The sequence below is a fragment of the Cedecea davisae genome (assembly GCF_044095835.1).
GTDB lineage: Bacteria > Pseudomonadota > Gammaproteobacteria > Enterobacterales > Enterobacteriaceae > Cedecea > Cedecea davisae.
Genome location: NZ_CP172054.1, coordinates 3,418,071 through 3,432,880, shown reverse-complemented (window position 1 = coordinate 3,432,880; position 14,810 = coordinate 3,418,071). Strand labels below are relative to the sequence as shown.

Genomic DNA, 14,810 nt, shown 5'->3' with positions numbered 1-14,810 from the left:
ACGTTTGCTAAAAATTCATAACAGGGTTTTGCTGCTGCTGGTGTTACTGCTGGCGGCAGCCTTGATGTTGCTCCCGATCATCAATCATGCGCCAAACCGCCTGGTATCCGGTGAACCGCTGGGGATAACCCAGCTCACCGGTACGCTGCACTATTGGTTGGTGCTTCCGCTTGTGGTTCTCGCCGCTTTAACGCTGGCCCCCCGGCATCCAGGCTTCCTGCTGGCGACCATTATTACCGGTGAATTGCTGTTTATCGGCCTGCTGGTACTGATGGGGCACAGCGCGAGCCAGTTTGCTCAGGAGGGCAGCTCGCTTGCCCGCACCTCGCCCGGCAGCGGCCTGTGGCTGATGTTAGCCCTTAGCCTGCTATTGTGCGCCGACGCGGCTAATCGCCTGACGCCGAAGCCGCTGTGGCGTCTGCTGCTCAACCTGCAAATCTGGATTGTCCCGATAGCGCTGCTGGCAAGCGGCTATTTTGACTCTCTTTCGCTGATGAAGGAGTACGTCAACCGTCAGGATGTGTTCGATGATGCCCTGAGCCGCCACCTTGCGCTGCTGCTCGGCACATTAGTTCCCGCGCTGGTGATTGGCGTTCCGCTCGGTATTCTCTGCTACCGTCGTCCGGCGTGGCAGTCCGGCGTATTCTCCGTGCTTAACGTGATTCAAACCGTGCCGTCCGTGGCGCTGTTTGGCCTGCTGATTGCGCCGCTGGCCGGGCTGGCAGCCTGGCTGCCGTGGCTTGGCAAAATCGGCGTTAGCGGAATTGGCGTTGCGCCCGCTCTGATTGCCCTGGTGCTCTATGCGCTGCTGCCGCTGGTGCGCGGCGTGGTGGCCGGACTGGAACATGTGCCCCGCAATATTGTGGAAAGCGCGCTCGGCATGGGAATGTCCCGTGTGCAGATTTTCTGGCGTGCCGAAGTGCCGCTGGCGCTCCCCGTGCTGCTGCGCAGCCTGCGCGTGGTTTGCGTGCAAACTATCGGTATGGCGGTTATCGCCGCGCTGATTGGCGCGGGTGGTTTTGGTTCGATAATTTTCCAGGGGCTGCTCAGCAGCGCGCTGGATCTGGTTCTGCTCGGCGTCATGCCGGTAATTGCCCTGGCGGTGATTATCGACGCGCTGTTTAAGCTGTTTATTTCATTGCTGGAGGCAAAACAATGATCGAGTTCGATCGCGTCAGCAAATACTTCCACGGCGAAGCGGCGGTCAGCGACCTGACGCTCAATATTCGCGAAGGGCAGTTTACCGTGCTGATAGGCACCTCCGGCTCGGGAAAATCCACCACGCTGAAGATGATTAACCGCCTCGTCGAGCATGACGAAGGTCTGATTCGCTTTGCCGGAGCTGAAATTCGCAGCTTCGACCCGAAAGCGTTGCGCCGCCGCATGGGCTACGCCATTCAGTCGATTGGCCTGTTCCCGCACTGGACGGTGGCGCAGAATATTGCCACCGTGCCGGAGCTGCTGAAGTGGCCGAAGGCACGCGTTGCCGAACGTATTGATGAACTTCTTGAGCTGCTTGGCCTCGATGCCGACCTGTTCCGCGACCGCTACCCGCACCAGCTTTCCGGCGGCCAGCAGCAGCGTGTGGGCGTTGCGCGAGCGCTGGCGGCTGACCCGGAAGTGCTGCTGATGGACGAACCTTTTGGCGCGCTTGACCCGGTAACCCGAGCCACCTTGCAGCAAGAAATGATCCGCATTCACCAACTGCTCGGGCGCACCATTGTGCTGGTCACGCACGACATCGACGAGGCGCTTATCCTGGCGGATAACATTGTGCTGATGGACGGGGGGAAGGTGATTCAGCAGGGCACGCCGCTGGAACTGTTAACCCGCCCGGCCAACGACTTTGTGCGCGACTTCTTTGGCCGCAGCGAGCTGGGCGTAAGGCTGCTGTCGCTGCGCTATGTAGCGGACAGCATTCGCTCCGACGAGCGGCTGGATGGGGAGCCTATTCGCGCCGACATGACGCTGCGCGAAGCGCTGTCTCTGTTTATTGACCGCCAGTGCCAGCGGCTCCCGGTGGTGGATGCGGATAACCAGCCCTGCGGCGTGCTGCACTTCAGCGATCTGGTGAGGGGGGAAAATGCGCCTGCTACGTGACCCGCTGCTTTGGCTCATCATCCTGTTTGTTGGCCTGCTTGAGCTGCTGCCCCACACCAGCGGGCTGTTTAGCTGGCTGTTTCCGCAACTGACCCGGCCGCTTTACCAGCAGGATAGTTTTACCTCGCTGGCGCTGGCCCACCTTACGCTGGTGGGCATTTCAAGCGTGGTGGCTATCGTGATTGGCGTCGGGCTTGGCGTGCTGGTGACGCGTCCTGCGGGGGAAGAGTTTCGTTCCCTGGTAGAAACCATTACCGCCGCCGGTCAAACATTCCCGCCGGTTGCGGTGCTGGCTATTGCGGTCCCGGTGATGGGGTTCGGCCAGGAGCCGGCGATAATCGCTCTGGTGCTTTACGGGCTGCTGCCCATTCTTCAGGGGACGCTGGCCGGGATTGGCTCGGTGCCGGAGTCGGCGCGTGAGATTGCTCTGGGAGTCGGCATGAGCCGCTGGCAGATGCTGCGTAAGGTTGAGCTACCGCTGGCCGCGCCGGTGATTCTGGCGGGGATCAGAACCTCGGTGATTATTAATATCGGCACCGCGACTATCGCCTCCACCGTCGGGGCTAATACTCTCGGGTCACCGATTATTATTGGTCTCAGCGGCTTCAACACCGCCTACGTTATTCAGGGTGCGGTGCTGGTGGCGCTGGCGGCAATTGTGACCGACCGCCTGTTTGAGCGCCTGTTGGGCTACGTTACGCGCCATGCAAAATGACGATGTAGCCGACCAGCATCACGCCGCCGATGCCGCCTACCGCCATGACAACCATTCCGCCCACCAGGGCTATTTTAGACAGTTTCATTATTCGCTCCGTTTGTTAACGAAGCGATTATAAAGGGAAGCAGGGTTGTTAATGAAGCTGCAAATGCGGATTATCCGGCAGGCTGCCGGTGTTCACCTGCGCCAAGGGCAAAAACCGGCAGTCCTGCGCTTTGCCACAACTCAAGCTGGCTTATCTGGCGCTCGCCGGGGCAGTCGCCGCACCACACCAGCAGAGTCTGGCGTTCAAACATCTCAGGTTTAAGCTGGTTCAGGGAGTTTGCCAGGACGTCTACCCGCCAGCCCTGCTGGCTGGCAATCCACGCCGCCAGCCACAGCCGGGTGGTGTCCTGCACGTTCCAGCCCACCACTAACGCATCCCTGCCGCTTTGCTTGCGGGCGGAGGCGATGCACATGGCGATATAGTTAATCAACGCTCCGTCCAGCAGGCTCAGCATGGCGCAGAGCGCAACCTGCTGCCCGTGGAGACGGCGTCGAAGCGGAAGATAAAGATGGTGAACCAGGGTTTGGGCGGGATAGATGCGTCCTATGTCGGCAATCCAGGCGCGCAGCAGGTTTGGGTTACCGCTTTGCAGGTGGCGCAGCAGCGTTTCCTGGCGTTCTCCCCAGGCGTGTTCTTTATCGCGATGCTCACCGCTAAGCAGCGCCTTCACCTTGCCAACCTGTACGCCTTGCTCAATCCAGGCCTGAATCTCGCGAATACGTTCGATGTCGGCGTTATCAAACAGGCGATGACCGCCGTCGCTGCGCTGCGGTTTCAGCAATCCGTAGCGTCGCTGCCAGGCGCGCAGGGTTACCGGATTGATATTGCAAAGCGCAGCCACTTCTCCAATGGAATAAAGCGCCATGTCATCACCCCAAGCCGTACGGGAAGACCCCATTTAACTGTAGTAACTTCTACTGAATTCGGGTGATTTTATCGCCAGCTCTCAGACTTTAGTGGCGGATAAGCGAAACCCGACGAGCGCTCGCCGGGTTTCGCTTCAGGAAGGGATTAATCTTCGAAGTACCAGTAACCCTGGTTGATTAAGTCAGTCAACTGACGGATGAATGCTTCATCCTGTACCGCATCGCCCAGCTCGCTCTTCGTCAACCGGGTATAGCGGCACAGCGCTATGGCAGCGTCACGGTGGCTCACTTCCATCGGTTCGCTGTTTACAAAGAACTCATCGCCTACCTGTAGCACACGCAGCCCGCTCAGGCGCACCAGCTCTTCGCCGGACTTCAGGGCTTCGGCCACTTCTTCTGGCTGGTACGGCGGTTCGGCGGAGGCGATATCCAGTTCGTGGCGCGGGGTCGTAACAAAGCTGCCAAACCACTGGTTGAACGCTTCCGGCTGGCTTATCAGATTGGTCATCATGCTGCGCAGGCGTTCCAGCTCGTAGTTTTCCACTTTGCCAGGATTAGCGCGGCAGGTGAGATCCGGGTCGCTGTAGTGATCGCCGCCAAGATCGTTTTCCAGCACGTAGTCGGCAAAGCTGCTTATCAAGTCCCGGCTGTTAGGCCCGCGGAAGCCAACGGAGTAGTTGAGTGCGGTTTCATGGGTGAAGCCGTCGTGCGGGAAGCCCGGCGGAATATAGAGAATGTCGCCCGGCTCCAAATCTTCATCGATGATCGGCGTAAACGGCTCAACGTGCAGCAGCGCCGGATGCGGGCAGAACTGCTTAAGCGGCAGACGGTCGCCCACGCGCCAGCGGCGGCTGCCCATGCCCTGAATAATAAACACATCATAGTTGTCGATATGCGGGCCTACGCCGCCGCCGGGCACCGAGAAGGAGATCATCAGGTCGTCTAAACGCCAGTCCGGCAACACGCGGAAAGGGCGCACCAGTTCGGCAGCAGGCGCGTGCCAGTGGTTCACCGCCTGGGCCAGCAGCGACCAGCCGCTATCGCCAAGATTATCAAAGTGCTCAAACGGACCGTTGCTGGCGTGCCATTTTCCCTCTTTAAAGCTGACCAACCTGCTGTCGACTTCGTTTTCCATCGCCAGGCCCGCCAGTTCGTCCGGCGTGATAGGGTCGACAAAGTTCGGTAGCGCGTTTTTCAGCACCACCGGCTTTTTCTGCCAGTAAGTTTCCATAAACTCTGGCCAGTTGAAATTGAGTTGATAATCCACGGTTATTTACCCCTGTACGAAAGGAGGCCGATTATAAGTAGCCTGCCTCAGTCGTCGCCTTGTCATGGGTCAAGCAGCCGCTAATCTTCCGGCTTATTGCTGCCTGTTGATCGGGTGGCTATCGGTTTTTTCTGATTTATTTTTTCTCCCTTATTTCGCCACAGGCCCCGTTATTGCTGGTTTTTTAGATATTCAGGTGGTCTAAGAGACATATTTGTCGGGAACCGGAACCCCGTTCACTCCACCTATCAAACGGAGAAAGTGTTTGACTGTTGAGGAGTAACAGAATGGGACCGGGAATATCAGCTTTTATCAAACCAGGCCGCGTTATCCGCGACCAGGAAATAGCCAATCTACAGCAGGGGAGAGCGCAAACTGCGCAGCTTAAACAGGCACATGTCGCGCCAACGCAAACCGCAACCGGATCGTTATTCTCAAGGGCGGCACAGGCGCAGGCTCCGGCCGGGATGAAGCAGAGCGCCGGCGAAGCGCAAACGTCGAACAAAGGGATGTTCAGCCGTTTTCTTAGCCGCAAGCGCGGGCCGGAGCTACCAGAGTCAATTCATACCGGCGTATCTAACGCCAGCAGCCCGAGCCTCTATAGCCAGCAAAGCGCCGACAGGCCGGGCGTATACGGCCAGGCCAGCGCCAGTTCGCCGAGCCTCTACAGCCAGCCGGACATTTCCGAGCCAAACCCTGTCCCCAGCAACGTGGTCGGCACGCCGGGCAGCCATTTTGCCGAGCTGGCGACGGAGCCGGAACCTGAAAAAAATATGCTGCTGGAGACAAAGCTGACGCTGGATAAAAAGGGTCGTCTCGAAATAGACACGCCCGAAAGCTCGGCCCCTCTGCATGCGCTAATGAAAGAAACGCTCGGCCACGACCGACTTCGCTACCAGACGCATCTCGCCAGCGATGACGGCCATCAGCATGTACTGCTGGATAAAGAGGGGCGGCTGATGACCGTGCGCAGCGAGCCTGGCGTATTTATCGCCCTCAGCCACAGCCAGCAGAAAGTCGAATGGGAAGAGGTGTCGCGGCACCGCAAGGGCTTTATGCGCCGCCAGAGCCTGGAGCCGACCACTCAGCCTCTCTCCTGGCATGACCGCCAGACGGTAGATATTGGCGGTGAGAAAGTCCGCCTTCCCGAGACCGGTGTGCGTGACCGCCTGACCGACAGCGTGACCGACGGAGACGGCACTCGCTACCGCCTGCATGATAAAAAACTCTTTGGTTTTAACAGCGCGGCAAACGCCTGGCAGCCGCTTTCCGCTGAAGACGACAAGCTTTCTGTTCTGTCGCGCCAGGGGGACGGCATGCTGTGGCGGGTTAACGACGATAAGCAGCTCGGCAGCGCGGTCGGCGGGACGGTTAACGTTAAGTTCGACCATAAGATTGATCACTACGCCGTTGGCCCGAAGCGCGACGCGCTGGTGCTGATGAGCGACGACGAGAAAAAACCGAAGGTAGCGTATGTCGCTAACCTCACCGCGGCGGACCCGCAGCCCAAAGAGCTGACGCTGCCGGAGAATATGACCCTGAAAAAAACCGCGCTGCACGGCTCGCTGCTGTTTGCTCTGGACAGCAATGGCCGCCTGCACTGCGGCGACAAACCGGGAGAGCAAAGCTCTTCCCTGAGCTTTGATGGCGCAAAGCATAAGCCTTTACTCGACAATATCTCTCAGTATGTCACCGCCACCGTGGGCGACGGGGCGAAGCTTGAAGATATGCTGGCCGATGAGACCGACCGCCTGTACCTCATTGTCAAAGACGGCTATGACCAGAAGCACGCCATTACCTTCCACTGGCACGGCGGCGATTTGAAACCGCAAAGCAGCTGGAATCTCAGCGACAGCCTGGTGCTGGACTACCAAAAGGGTCTGCCGCAGATAGCCCCGGCCGCGCACGACGTGGTTGACCTCGGGCGGCTGGGCAAGCTGGCTCTGCATGAAGGTAAAGTGCATTACTTCAACGAAACGACCGGCCTGTGGAGCGCTTCGGACGAGAAGGCCGACAAGCTCCAGTGCGGCCTTGACGGCCAGCCGTGGCTGATGAAAGACGGCGAATTAAAGCGCCTCAAGGTCAACCTGAGCAGCAATAAAATTGACCACGGCAGCAACGTGTTCGCCCTGGGGCAGGTGACCAAAAGCGTCAGCGCCGACCTGGCGACAGCCGGGCTGGATAAAAACGAAAAAGCGCGGGCCTTCACGGTCATAGACAGCAGGCGCTACCTGGCGGTGAATGAAAAGGGCGACATTGGCCTTCACCATATCGACACCACGACCCGCCGCAATCAGCGCGGCACACAAACCCTGAGCCAGGAAGCCCTGAACGCCCAAATCGCTAAACTTGAACCGGCAAGCGCGGGCAATGAAGATGCTTCCAGAGTCAGCGACCTGGCGATGAGCGAAGATAAGCAGCTGTGGTTATTGAGCAAGCAGGGAGCGCTTTTCAGCCTGCCGGAAAATAGCTGGAACAGCGGTAAAACCGACGGTATGGCGAAGGCCGCACTGCCCGCCAATGAGGACGGCAGCCAGCCTGAACTCAGCGCCCTGCAAACCTCGGCCAAAGGGCAAATCAGCGCCCAGGATAAGCAGGGAAACACCTTTGTCTTCAAAGAAGGAGGCTGGGCAAAAGGCGAGCCGCCCATCGCGCAGGCCGATGAGCCGAACGTGGCTCGTCAAAACTATCAGCGGTTAACTCAGGCTTCAAAAGACTGGCGTTTGCCCGGAACCGGCATCACCTTCAAGCGTGAAGTCAACTTCCTCGGCCAAACCGGGCAGGACGGCAAGCATGTTCGCACCTCGTTCCGTACGCGCATCAGCACCTTTGCCTTCCGCCCTTCGCTTGAATGGCCGCGCCCGATCAAAACCGCCGCCTATTCTATTCAGCACCGCTACGCCGGGCGCGAAGGGTTAAAAGACGTTTACCAGCAGCAGGGGGTACTTACCCGGCAGCTAAAGGCAGCGCACCAGCAGCCGGGGACGCATACGCCAAGGCCGGGCCTCAGCCAGCGTCTTGAAATTATGCGCGGCGAAGAGGCGCGGCGCTGGCAGCCGCAGGAGAAAACATTGCTGGATGAAATGGCAAGCTTTGCGCGCCAGCTTTCCGACAGCAGCAACCATTATTGCGAGCAGATTGGCCAGCACTACGGCGTGCGCGACGAGCGCCGCCAGGCTGCAACGCCTTCACGTTTTGGCCTGAACCACGGCAACAGCGGGGCATTAAATCCGTCGAGCAGCCGCCAGGATAATCTGACCGGGCAGCTAAGCGACATGCTGCGCCGCTACCCTGCGGATAAGAGTAACCACGCCGGGGCGATTATTGCCGAGCTTGAGGCGCGCGCAATTACCCTTAATCACCAGAAAGAGCAGGTGCCGATGGGCCGCCAGCGCGACATTCACGACGACATCGGGCTGGTGAAGTCGCGGGTGATGCTGGACACGCTGACCCTGAAATCACTGCATGATTCGGTGGATGAAATGCAGCAGGCGTCGCTGCTCAGCGAGCCTCAGCGTTCGGCGAAAATAACCGATATAGCGGCTAACTTCTCCCGCCTTCGTGATGCTGAGTGGGGCGGGAACGTGATTAAAACGGTGACCACGCAGGGCTTTGGCAACCATAAATCGCTGGAGGCCAACTACGACGCTATCAAGGCGATGACCAAAGCATTCAGCAAAGAAAATCACGGTGTGAATATCAATACCAAAACCGTGATGCAGGCCGAGAGCCAGCGCGAAATGCAGGAGAAAATGGTGGCGACCGTGCTGTCGCTGGAGAGCGGGGAAAACCTCTCGTTCAGCCGTACCTATGGCGCTTCTGCGACCGCAACCGTGGCGCCCGGAACCCAGGTGATTGCCGGTGTTGGCGGGAAAGTGGGCGCAGATCGCGGCTACACCATGAGTTTCTCTCGTGGCGATACCGGCATTAACGTCAGCTTCGGGCGAACCGGAGCCGTTTCTGCAACCGGCATTGTCGGCGCGGGGTATAACGTGCTGACCGACTACAACAAAACCCATAAAACTTATCTCGATGGCGACCATAAACATCCGCTGTCGCAGGGCGTTCGCCTGGGCGGCGGCGTGACGCTTGGCGGCCAGCTACAGTCGCAGCACGGCGTCTCTTTCGAGCTGGCGGAACACGAAATCCCCGGCTTTATAGAACAGCTGAGCAGCGGCACGCTGGATCCGCTGGAGTTTCTTAACCGTGGAGCCAACCACAGCGTCAAGAGCGGGGCCACCCAAAGCTTCAGCGTGGACATTAATGCCGCCGCGCTGGCGAGCGTGGGCTTCCCGTTTACCGACAGCCACGAAAAAGATTTTCCCACCAGCGCCCGCATCGGCGGCGGCGTTTACGCCAACACCAACCTGCTGGCGGGGAGCAGTGAGCAAACCGAATCGCGCAACGCCGAGGGGCAGGGCGTCAGCCACAGCGACCATCGCCTGAGGGCGTTTAACCAGATGAACGTTGGGGCCAACATTGCTATTCCGGTCAGCACCACCGTTCAGCCGAAACACAAAGATCCGTTCTCGGTTGGCGTGGGCGTGGGCGCAAGCGTGCAGCTGTCTATCAACAACCGTACGGCGCACAGCCTCACCGTTGATTTAAAAAATGCCCAGCCGGTGGAAAGCGTTCACCTGGAGAAATTGATGACCACGCTGGGCAAGCAGTTCACCGACAGCGCCTCTGCCCGGCTGCTGGCCAGGCTGAAAGAGGAGCCGAAGGAGGGCGAGCTGCCGCTTTCGGTAGCCGATAAGCTTAGCCAACTGGAGGCGCATTTTACCGCCTGGTATCCGCCGGTGGATAACGCGAAAACGCAGCGTCCGCTGCTGGATACGTTGCAGCAGCTTATTAAGCGCCAGCAGCAGGCCGACTCTCTTTCCGTACAGTCAAATCTGCCTGAACCCGGCAATGATGAAATCGACCAGTTGATTAGCGGCATGCGGGCTGAATTTACCGATCTTGCCAGCCGCAAACTGTTCGACGAGCTGACACCTGCCGAAGGTGCGCCGCGCCTGCCGATATCCGCCAGCGAGCGGCTGGGCAAGCTTGAGAACCACTTTGCCCGCTTTATTCCGCCTTCGCGCCACCATGAGATGGTGGGCAACGGGCCGCTGGCGGCCTTGCAGTCGCTGCAACAAACCGTGCGCCAGCAAAGCGCGGTGCTCAACCAGCAGCAACTGGTGAACAAAGCGGAATACCAGTCGACCTACAAAAACCTTTCGCGCATCGACAGCAACGGGTTGTTCCACTTCGTGCGTCATTTTATGGAAGGGGAGTTTTCCCCCAGTAACGCCGACCGAATCACCCAGATGATGGGGGAAGATTACCGGCTGAAAGCGCTACTGCGAGGGTTGCAGGATAACAGCAGCTCGCAGGCGGTGGTGTCGCTGGAGCTTAAAACCAAGCCGCGTGAAAAGCTGGCAGACCAGTGGGCCAACCATACGGTGACCCAGGACTCGATAGTCGATTTACTTAAAGATAGAGACAAACTGCGCCTGAAGTCGATCGCGTTCACCAAAACGCAAAGCAAGTCGGACGGCTTCTCTACGCCTTCGTTTTTGCTCGGCGGATCTAACGGCGTGTCGCTGTCGATGAATGAAAACCTGGGCACCATCAACTTCAGCTACGGCGATGACGATAGCGCGCCGCTCAGCTATACGCTGGACGGCGGCGTGGCCCAGGCCGAGCAAGAGGTGAAATCGGCGCTGCGTGAGGCCGCCGAAGCGGGATTTATGGTGAAAGGAGGATAAGGAGATGGTTATGCAACAACGGCTTCAACAGTGGCTTGACGCCTGGGGGCGGCAGCAGAAAACCACGCTGCGTCTCGAGCAGGGAGTCTGTTTATTAACCAACGCTCAGCAGCAGGAGATTGCGGTTATCGAGCTGCCCCCGGGGAGCAGCGCGGCTATCCTGCACTGCAAGGTGGCGGAGCTAACCGGGCAGGATGCGCTGCTGCTGCCGAACCTGCTGGCGATGAACTTTGAAATGAACGCTATGCGCGGCTGCTGGCTGGCGCTCGACGGGAAAAATGCGGTGCGCCTGTGTACCCAGAGCGAAATGGCGGCGCTGGATGCGGAAAGTTTTGACCGCTGGCTAAGTGCGTTTATCAGCCAAAGCGAAGAAGTGAGGGCCTTTATCACCGAGCTGCCGGAGATGCTGGAGGAGGCGCAGCCGCGCTAAGGTTTGCTGAAACGAAAAGGCCGGGGCTTATCCCCGGCTTTTTATTGCTTAATGGTTTCGTTGCTGGCGAATAAATCCTGCTCTCGCCGGGGCTGCTGCTTTTGCAGAGTGTTATAAATCTTGTGTACTTCGTCTGCGTAACGCTGGCGCAGCTGTCGGCGCTTTTCAGAGGGGCCGGTGTTATACATGCCGACGGTATCCCACGAGCGGCCATGCTGGCGAAACAGGCTATGCAATACCCAGGCCCCGGTGGCGATGCAGGTGCAGGGATCGTGCAGCAGTCCCTCGCGCGTTACGCCGAGCTGTTTCAGCCGCCCAAAATGAACGCTGTTTACCTGCATCATGCAGACATCTTCGGTGCGGTTAGCGTTGGCGGCGTTGGCCGCAGAGAGATTAAATCTCGACTCTTTCCAGGCAATGGCTTCCAGCAGCGCCGGAGAGATGCCAAACGCATTCCCGACTTTTTTGAAGCAGTCCGCCTGCGCCAGAGCCGGCAGGCTAAGCAGTAAAAGGCCCAGCCGCCACGACTTTGTCTGCATAGAAAGTTCTCCTTTTATCATCACTGGCAATGTGTAGCGAAAACGGGCGTTCGGTTCCCGTTTCGGACCTTTGCCCGTATCAACTAATTCGCCACAAACGGCTTTGCGGCGGGAACTCTTTAGCGGTGGCTCTCACTTAGTGAGACATTCCGGGCGCGGGCGAAGCTGAACTTTGCCATGAGGCGGGGCCGCGGCCGGTTATTGCTACTGGGTATCACTTAGGGGAGTGTGTTGTATGCAGATATCATCGGGACCGGGTGGATTCTCACCTCTTTTGCCGGAAAACCATTTTCCGGGCCTGGACGGGGCGTCACCCGGCTCACAAAACGGCGGGAACAATATTACCGCTAAGCTGCTGCTGAATAACGGCGGTAACACGCTGGCCATTCCGTTAGCGCTGAACTTCGCCAACGCGGGCGCCAGCGATAAGCCTTCGGCCATTAACTTCGGCGCTTCACCTGCGGGGAATAACGGCCCGGCAAATAATCCGGCCAGCGCTTCACAAAGCGACGGCAGCAATTCGGCAGACGGAATGATGCAGGAGCTACAGCAAATGCTCCAGCAGTTCCTGAAAGAGCTGATGCAGCTGTTTGGCATGAATACCGGGCAGAATAAAGATGACGCCTCATCTTCTTCCCCGGCCAGTGGCGTGGGATCGGGTTCCGGCAGCAGCGGCAGCGGGGCTGCGTCCGGTGCGGATGACGCAGGTGCAGGCGCACCGGCGGGAGCTTCTGGGCCTTCAGCCGACAGCCTGCCACCGGGCGACACCAGCCTGAAAACCAGCGATCCAACGCTGCAAAAAATCGTTTCTCAGTTTGGCGGCCAGTATGAAAAGGCCTCTGCTGAAACCGGCGTTCCGGCTAAATTACTGGCCGCGCTGACGATGCAGGAGTCGGGAGGCGACGTGAATGCCAAATCAACCAACCCGGGCAATGGCCTGACCGACAGCGGCATGAACCAGATTAACCCGGACACCTACAGGGCGATGCAGAGCAAATATCCGGACAAGCTGGGCAGCGACATGAACTCTCCGGCTAACCAGATTATGTGCTCGGCGTTGATGCTGAAAGAGGGCAAAGAGAAGTTCGGCAGCTATGATGCCGCGCTGCGCGCCTACAACTCAGGGGATAATCAGGTGAACCTGCACAACCTTTCAAGCGTCTCTCTGGGTGACCCGAACTACGTTAATGAAGTGAACAGCCATATGGCGAAATTCGCCTGATAACAGGCCATATCCTCTGATGGCTGGTTTACAAATGTCCTGAAAACAGCGGTCGTTTTCCTCCAGGATGCGGCCGCTTTATTGTTGGCTAAAGCAGTTTATTGTCTTTTTGAGGCTAAATATGCGCGATAAATGGCGATAAACTCGACCAGGAATGTTCCCAATTAAGCATAAATACTGAAACTGAAATATATTTCAAAGGGAAATAGATATGTCTGCCGGCAGCTATTATTGTAAATAATGGTAAATGGATATTATTTGAATTTACGATTGTGCAGAAAGACCGTCAGCCAATTTATCTTTACCCCCGGGATTTAGCGATGAAAGTTCATTTTCCCGCCGGCCGGAGCGAATAGTCCCTGGGTTCACCTGTTTTTAATTAATTTATTCATATTTATCATTTGGTTAATTTTTTAACGATATATTTAGAATCTTTATAATACATTTGGAAATAACTGAATCGATCCTCGTTTTTTTCCAGTGCCGTTCGCGGAACCGACGCGGGAAAGAGCACTTTCTTCCCCGGCCCACCGGGCAAAAAAACGCCCCTTATCCAGACATCGGAACAGTTGAGCGCTTATCCGGGTGTAGGGATATCCCTACAGGCCGCTAAAATTTTGACTGATTGCCATTCTGCCACTCGATGATAGCTTAACGCTGCTTCTCATAAACAAAACTCATTAATTACTGTCGGTCGCCGGGTATTTCCGGGCGGCAGTGGGCAGACAATCGTTTTACGGTTCACGTTTATGGTTCATAAGTTGGACTCATACGCCAGACCTTGAATAAGCAGGCAGCGGGGGATTTATGAAAGAAAACAGTTTGAATCACTGGGAAATAAAGCATATGCCGGTCGATATCGACCTGAATATGCCGCGTTCGGCCGCAGCTTTGCCTCCTTCTGAAAATGTACATGACGGGCTGGATATTTGGCTTCAAACGTTAGCACCCCTTAAGGTTGATTTGGTGCTGGAGGGGGAAACCGGCACCGGAAAGGACACCTTTGCCCGCCGGATTTACGAGCATTCCGGCTGCCGCGGTGCTTTTGTGCCGATTAACTGCGCGGCAATACCCGAGACGCTGGCCGAAAGCGAACTGTTTGGCGTGACGGCAGGAGCTTATACCGGCGCAAATCACTCCAGAGCAGGTTATATCGAAAGTGCTAATAACGGCGTGCTGTTCCTCGACGAAATCGACAGCATGTCCCTCAGCCTGCAGGCCAAGTTACTGCGGGTGCTTGAAACCCGAACCGTCGGGCGGCTGGGCAGCACAAAGAGCATCGCGCTCAATTTGCGGGTGATTGTGGCCTCGCAAAAGCCGCTGGCCCAGTTGATGGAGCAAAAACTGTTTCGCCAGGATCTGTTTTTTCGCCTGACGACGGTCAAAATTTCACTGCCCGCGCTGCGTGAACGCGTCGAATGCATTATTCCGCTGTTCCGGCGCTTTGCCCAGGAGTCCGCCGCCCGTCTGAACCGGGCGCTGCCGCCGATGTCGCAGCAGTTAAGCGAGGCGCTGCTGATGCACCGCTGGCCAGGTAATATTCGTGAGCTGAAGGGGGCGGCAGAGCGGTTTGTGCTGGGGCTGCCGGCGCTGGGGCAGGTTGCTCACCCTGAAATGCGTTCCGTGCGCCTGCGCGAAAGGCTTCGCCGCATCGAATACAGCCTGATTGAAGACTGCCTGTCGCGCCACGAAAACCGGGTGGTTAGCGCCGCCCATGAATTAGGTATTCCAAGAAGAACCCTGTATCAAAGAATTAAGTCTCTGACTGAAAAGGAAAATTAATTTTAATCTTTTTTGGGAACTGCCGACTCCGCCGCGCCACTTAATCTGTGAATGACGCAACATTTACTGTTTAATTAACGAGGAGTA

Annotated in this window: 11 protein-coding genes; 7 read left to right on the top strand and 4 right to left on the bottom strand. The window is 57.5% G+C overall.

The window, feature by feature from the left end; genetic code table 11:
* The first annotated feature begins 4 nt into the window (after positions 1-4).
* The 3 genes from ACG1VR_RS16375 to ACG1VR_RS16365 are packed head-to-tail and all read left to right on the top strand — an operon-like array spanning position 5 to position 2,815.
* Positions 5-1,159 (top strand): ABC transporter permease, encoded by a 1,155-nt coding sequence (locus ACG1VR_RS16375; RefSeq protein WP_395489340.1) that lies wholly within the window; start codon positions 5-7, stop codon positions 1,157-1,159.
* Positions 1,156-2,100 carry an ABC transporter ATP-binding protein gene (locus tag ACG1VR_RS16370; RefSeq protein WP_395489339.1) on the top strand — a complete coding sequence of 315 codons (945 nt, stop codon included), beginning with the start codon at positions 1,156-1,158 and terminating at the stop codon, positions 2,098-2,100. Before ACG1VR_RS16375 ends, ACG1VR_RS16370 begins: the two co-directional genes overlap by 4 nt.
* A complete protein-coding gene (locus tag ACG1VR_RS16365) occupies positions 2,084-2,815 on the top strand; it encodes an ABC transporter permease (protein WP_395489338.1) in 732 nt (243 codons plus the stop codon). The genes ACG1VR_RS16370 and ACG1VR_RS16365 overlap by 17 nt, the downstream gene beginning before the upstream one ends.
* On the opposite strand, the gene ACG1VR_RS16360 is transcribed toward ACG1VR_RS16365, so the two are convergent.
* From ACG1VR_RS16360 to ACG1VR_RS16350, 3 genes are all read right to left on the bottom strand, one after another.
* Positions 2,796-2,903 carry a membrane protein gene (locus tag ACG1VR_RS16360; RefSeq protein WP_039898019.1) on the bottom strand — a complete coding sequence of 36 codons (108 nt, stop codon included), beginning with the start codon at positions 2,901-2,903 and terminating at the stop codon, positions 2,796-2,798. The two genes, ACG1VR_RS16365 and ACG1VR_RS16360, sit on opposite strands and share 20 nt — an antisense overlap.
* Before the next feature lie 70 nt (positions 2,904-2,973).
* On the bottom strand, positions 2,974-3,729 hold the full coding sequence (locus ACG1VR_RS16355; protein ID WP_395489337.1) for a MerR family transcriptional regulator: 756 nt from the start codon (positions 3,727-3,729) through the stop codon (positions 2,974-2,976).
* Between the two features lie 146 nt (positions 3,730-3,875).
* Complete coding sequence (locus ACG1VR_RS16350; RefSeq protein ID WP_395489336.1) at positions 3,876-4,997, bottom strand: JmjC domain-containing protein; 1,122 nt, start codon at positions 4,995-4,997, stop codon at positions 3,876-3,878.
* 287 nt (positions 4,998-5,284) lie between these two features.
* On the opposite strand from ACG1VR_RS16350, the gene ACG1VR_RS16345 reads away from it, so the two are divergent.
* Both ACG1VR_RS16345 and ACG1VR_RS16340 read left to right on the top strand, forming a co-directional pair.
* Entirely contained in the window at positions 5,285-10,750 is a 5,466-nt protein-coding gene (locus ACG1VR_RS16345) for an AvrE-family type 3 secretion system effector (RefSeq protein ID WP_395489335.1), read from the top strand.
* A 10-nt stretch (positions 10,751-10,760) separates the two neighbouring features.
* Positions 10,761-11,180: a type III secretion system chaperone gene (locus ACG1VR_RS16340; protein ID WP_395489334.1), complete on the top strand. Its 420-nt coding sequence runs from the start codon at positions 10,761-10,763 to the stop codon at positions 11,178-11,180.
* A gap of 41 nt (positions 11,181-11,221) precedes the next feature.
* On the opposite strand, the gene ACG1VR_RS16335 is transcribed toward ACG1VR_RS16340, so the two are convergent.
* Positions 11,222-11,719, bottom strand: coding sequence for a lytic transglycosylase domain-containing protein (locus tag ACG1VR_RS16335; protein ID WP_395489333.1), 498 nt, complete (start codon positions 11,717-11,719; stop codon positions 11,222-11,224).
* Between the two features lie 235 nt (positions 11,720-11,954).
* Between ACG1VR_RS16335 and ACG1VR_RS16330 the strand changes: the two genes are divergently transcribed.
* Both ACG1VR_RS16330 and ACG1VR_RS16325 read left to right on the top strand, forming a co-directional pair.
* Positions 11,955-12,941 carry a transglycosylase SLT domain-containing protein gene (locus ACG1VR_RS16330; RefSeq protein WP_395489332.1) on the top strand — a complete coding sequence of 329 codons (987 nt, stop codon included), beginning with the start codon at positions 11,955-11,957 and terminating at the stop codon, positions 12,939-12,941.
* Positions 12,942-13,748: 807 nt separating this feature from the next.
* Entirely contained in the window at positions 13,749-14,723 is a 975-nt protein-coding gene (locus tag ACG1VR_RS16325) for a sigma 54-interacting transcriptional regulator (protein WP_016535499.1), read from the top strand.
* Positions 14,724-14,810: the final 87 nt, after the last annotated feature.